Genomic DNA, 3,746 nt, shown 5'->3' on the forward strand with positions numbered 1-3,746 from the left:
ATCGCGACAGCCGCGCCCGCTTTCGCGAGTTCCAGCGCAATTTCCTTGCCGATGCCGCTCGCGGCGCCCGTGACGACTGCGGTCTTGCCATTCAGATCTGCTGCCATGTCCGTCTCCTCCCGTTATCGGATCGATAAAACACGCGCCGGCCGCATCCGCTTTCATCGCGCGAAGTACCGGCGGGCCAGCCGTCATTGTGCACGATCGGCCCCGCCGTTCGCGTGCAAAACGTCTAAGCTTAAGGTCGGTTCTGTCACGCAGGAGGTTCGCATGCACTATCGACGGCTAGGCCGTTCCGGCCTGCAGATCAGCGCGCTCTCGCTCGGCTCGTGGGTCACGTACGGCAACCAGGTCGACCAGCGGGTCGCGCGGGAATGCCTCGCCGCGGCACGCGACGCGGGTGTCAATTTCTTCGACAACGCCGAGGTTTACGCCGGCGGCAAATCCGAGGAAATCATGGGCCACGCGCTCAAATCGCTCGACTGGCCACGCATCAGCTATATCGTGTCCACGAAGTTCTTCTGGGGGCTCGCGGAAGCACCGAACCAGTATCACACGCTGAACCGGAAATACCTGCTGAACGCGATCGACGGCTCGCTGCGCCGGCTACAGCTCGATTATGTCGACCTCGTCTATTGCCATCGGCCCGATCCGAACACACCGATCGAGGAAACCGTCTGGGCGATGAGCGACATGATCGTGCGCGGCAAGGCGTTGTACTGGGGCACGTCGGAATGGAGCGCCGACGAGATCCGCGCCGCGTGCGAGATCGCCGAACGGCATCACCTGCACAAGCCGGTCGTCGAGCAACCCCAGTACAACCTGTTCCACCGCACGCGGGTCGAACGGGAATATGCGCGACTCTACGACGACTACGGCCTCGGCCTCACGACCTGGAGCCCGCTGGCATCGGGCCTGCTCACCGGCAAGTATCGCAACGGCGTGCCGCCGGGCAGCCGCGCACAACTGCAGGGTTACGATTGGATGCGCGACCGCCTGACCGATCAGGCCAGCAACGACATCGTCGAACGGCTCGGCGGGATCGCGGTCGACCTCGGCTGCAGCACGGGCCAGCTCGCGATCGCGTGGGTGCTCGCGAATCCGCGCGTGAGCTCGGTGATCACCGGCGCATCGCGAATCGAGCAGATCGGCGAGAACATGCGCGCGCTCGACGTCGCCGCGAAGTTGACGCCGGATGTGAAGCAACGCATCGAGGAGGTGGTCGGCAACGCATACGAGTAAGGCGACTCACCGCCACTCGCGTACAATACGCGGCCGCATCGGCGCCCGGCCTGACAGCCGCGCCCGATCGACCGCTTTCATCGATTCACCTTCTGTTTCAGGCAGCCCGCCATGCTCAGCTATCGTCACGGTTTTCACGCAGGCAATCACGCGGACGTGCTCAAGCACGCCGTCGTCGTCCAACTGCTGCGCTACCTGAACAAGAAAGACAAGTCGTACTGGTACATCGACACGCATGCCGGTGCCGGCGTGTACTCGCTGCGCGACGGCTACGCGGCAAAGACGGCGGAATTCGACACCGGCATCGGCAGGCTGTGGAACGACAAGAACCTGCCGGAAGCGCTGGGCGATTACGTGGACGAAGTACGCGCACTGAACGACGACGGCGAACTGCGCTTCTACCCTGGTTCCCCGTATATCGCATGGCGATCGATGCGCGAACAGGACCGGATGCGCCTGTTTGAAATGCACACGACGGAAATCGACGTGCTGCGCCACAACTTCCGCGACGCCGGGCGACGCGCGATGATCTTCGCCGGCGACGGCTTCGAAGGGATCAAGGCGCTGCTGCCGCCGCCGCCGCGACGGGCACTCGTGCTGATCGACCCGTCCTACGAGGACAAGAAGGATTACGCGCGCACGGTAAGCTGCGTGACGGAATGCCTGAAGCGTTTCGCGACGGGCTGCTACGCGATCTGGTATCCGCAGGTCACGCGGACGGAATCGCAGCGCTTTCCCGAGCAGTTGAAGCGCCTGCAACCGAACAACTGGCTGCACCTGACGCTGACGGTATCGAATCCGCCCGCCGATGGACTAGGCCTCTACGGCAGCGGGATGTTCATCCTGAATCCGCCGTATACGCTTGCGCAAAGCATGAACGAGGCACTGCCCTATCTGGTCGAGGTGCTGGGACAGGATAGCGGCGCCCGTTGTCAGATCGAGCACCGCGGAAACTGACCGGGCGACCGGCCGTTACGGCTGCGGCCTCGGTGCGAGTCTCGGTTGGTTGGCCGGCGGTACGCCCCAGCCTGGCACATTGATATAAGGTGCGACGAACAGCGGCACCGACGTGTTCGGCACTTGCCCGGCCGGAGCCCGCATGCCCGCCGGCTCGACGATCGGCTCGGAAGACAACGGCGCTGTCTGCAGCACCAGCCCGCCCTTGCCGTCCTGGATACCGCGCTGCGTATCGAGAATCAGCGGTTTGGACGAAGTCGCGGCACCGGCCGCGAAGCCATGGACAAGCATGGCCGCGCCCAGAACGAGACGCGCGCGGGCACTGCGACGCACATCGAGACGCAAACGCATGATCGTGTCCTTCACGGTGAAAAGCAGGTCCATACCATAGCGCCGCATCGTCGATTTCGCCAGATCCGGCGCACAAAAAAACAAAGCCCCGTCAACACGGGGCCTGCTTATCGGTCGGTGCCGTACGGCACCTGGCGGTGACTCGGATTACAGCGAGTAGCCATTGGTTTCGAGCGAGCGGATGCGGTGCTCGAGCTGGACGATGTCCGACGACGTGGCGAGGTAAGCCTCACGGCGCTCACGTTCTGCGGATTCGAACCAGTTGCTCAGCTTTTCGACGATGTAGGCGATCATGATGTTCTCCAAGGAAGGGGGACCCCTGGCGAATCGAGATTCAGGGATTTCCCGTATAGGGTATTCCCGAATTATAGCGACGCCGCACCAAGATGCCAGTGAAATACTTGCATGGAAACCATTCCAGTTCGGAATGGGCGCGCGCTCACCAAAGCTAACTCATTGATTTTTATAGAGGTTGAGTCGAGCGCCTATTTCGGGCCCTGAACACACGCACTAATCTGGTTCGCTGACGGGATCGGCCAGGCGCGCCAAAATCGGGCATTCGGGCCGTCCGTCACCATGGCAGTGCGCGGCCAGGTCGGCCAGCGTATCGCGCATGTCGCTCAGTTCCGCGATGCGCCTGTCGAGTTCGGCCACGTGCTCGAGGGCGATCGACTTCACCTCGGCGCTGGCGCGGGAGCGGTCTTGCCAGAGCATCAGCAGCTTGCGGATGTCCTCGACGAGAAAACCAAGCCGTCGCGCCTGACGGATGAAGCGCAGGACGTGGATTTCGTCCGCGCCGTAGATTCGGTAGCCAGCGTCGGTACGCTTGCTCGGCGCAAGAAGGCCGACCTGCTCGTAGTACCGGATCATTTTTGCGCTGACTCCGGATGCGCGCGACGCGTCACCGATATTCATTCCCCGCCCTCTCCATCAAGCCCCGGTTTCGAACGTGAACGTCGACGTATGCAATCGCCGACGACATTTCGATCGTACCAAATCACGCGGCTTCGTTCCGCGGTGCGCGCAGGTAGATGGAAGACGGCTGATCTCCGGCGGATGCCGACAGGATGCGATGATGGAGCACGCTACTCTTGCCCGGCGCGCCCGGCATTTTGGCCGCGCCAATGCAAAAACCCCCGCCTTTCGGGCGGGGGTTCTTGGCTTAGGGAGCCTGACGATTACCTACTTTCACACGG

General features: G+C 62.7%; 6 protein-coding genes. 2 read left to right on the forward strand and 4 right to left on the reverse strand.

The window, feature by feature from the left end; genetic code table 11:
* A partial coding sequence (locus tag BT264_RS38950; protein WP_143066288.1) for an SDR family NAD(P)-dependent oxidoreductase occupies positions 1-107 on the reverse strand: 107 nt, incomplete at its 3' end.
* 163 nt (positions 108-270) lie between these two features.
* On the opposite strand from BT264_RS38950, the gene BT264_RS37005 reads away from it, so the two are divergent.
* Both BT264_RS37005 and BT264_RS37010 read left to right on the forward strand, forming a co-directional pair.
* Positions 271-1,242 (forward strand): potassium channel beta subunit family protein, encoded by a 972-nt coding sequence (locus BT264_RS37005; protein ID WP_072445472.1) that lies wholly within the window; start codon positions 271-273, stop codon positions 1,240-1,242.
* 111 nt (positions 1,243-1,353) lie between these two features.
* The gene (locus tag BT264_RS37010; protein WP_072445471.1) at positions 1,354-2,199 is read left to right on the forward strand and encodes a 23S rRNA (adenine(2030)-N(6))-methyltransferase RlmJ; all 846 of its coding nucleotides are present in this window, start codon (positions 1,354-1,356) and stop codon (positions 2,197-2,199) included.
* Positions 2,200-2,214: 15 nt separating this feature from the next.
* On the opposite strand, the gene BT264_RS37015 is transcribed toward BT264_RS37010, so the two are convergent.
* From BT264_RS37015 to cueR, 3 genes are all read right to left on the reverse strand, one after another.
* Positions 2,215-2,583 (reverse strand): hypothetical protein, encoded by a 369-nt coding sequence (locus BT264_RS37015; protein WP_072445470.1) that lies wholly within the window; start codon positions 2,581-2,583, stop codon positions 2,215-2,217.
* Positions 2,584-2,697: 114 nt separating this feature from the next.
* Positions 2,698-2,844 (reverse strand): DUF3563 family protein, encoded by a 147-nt coding sequence (locus BT264_RS37020; RefSeq protein ID WP_072445473.1) that lies wholly within the window; start codon positions 2,842-2,844, stop codon positions 2,698-2,700.
* A gap of 216 nt (positions 2,845-3,060) precedes the next feature.
* Positions 3,061-3,465: a Cu(I)-responsive transcriptional regulator gene (cueR, locus tag BT264_RS37025; RefSeq protein WP_072445469.1), complete on the reverse strand. Its 405-nt coding sequence runs from the start codon at positions 3,463-3,465 to the stop codon at positions 3,061-3,063.
* Between the last annotated feature and the right edge of the window lie 281 nt (positions 3,466-3,746).

This window comes from Burkholderia sp. NFPP32 (genome assembly GCF_900119325.1).
Taxonomy (GTDB): domain Bacteria; phylum Pseudomonadota; class Gammaproteobacteria; order Burkholderiales; family Burkholderiaceae; genus Burkholderia; species Burkholderia pyrrocinia_C.